The sequence below is a fragment of the Mesorhizobium sp. WSM4848 genome (genome assembly GCF_055811375.1).
In genome coordinates this window covers 1-479 of the sequence record NZ_JBVVPX010000123.1, presented here as the reverse complement: position 1 = coordinate 479, position 479 = coordinate 1, and the positions used below count along the sequence as shown (strand labels likewise).

Here is a 479-nt window from a genome sequence, read left to right as displayed (position 1 = left end):
ACCGCCCATGCCGAACATACCGGAGCCGTCATGAGGCTGCTGGTCAAAGGGGCCGGCGTCGCCGGCCTCACCGCCGCCTTCGAACTTGCCGCCCGCGGGGCGGCGGTGACCGTCGTTGAGGCCCGGCACAGCCTTGGCGGCAACGCATCCTGGACGGCCGGCGGCATGCTGGCGCCCTGGTGCGAGCGCGAAAGCGCCGAGCAGCCGGTGCTGGATCTCGGACGCGATGCCGCCGACTGGTGGGATGCGGTCCTGCCGGGTCATGTCACGCGGACCGGAACGCTCGTTTTGGCAATGCCGCGGGATGTGGGCGAACTCGACCGGTTTACAAGCCGCACGTCGGGTCATCGGCGGGTCGACGAAGACGAAATCGCGCTCCTGGAACCCGATCTCGCCGGCCGCTTCCGTCGCGGGCTGTTCTTCCCGGGCGAAGCCCATCTCGACCCACGCCGTGCAATGGCGGCGCTGCATGAAAAACT

The 479-nt window shown here is 69.1% G+C and carries 1 protein-coding gene; it reads left to right on the top strand.

The genetic code is table 11. The features are described 5' to 3' along the window. Window positions 1-30: 30 nt before the first annotated feature. A partial coding sequence (locus AC0L16_RS33595) for an FAD-dependent oxidoreductase (protein WP_473625812.1) occupies window positions 31-479 on the top strand: 449 nt, incomplete at its 3' end.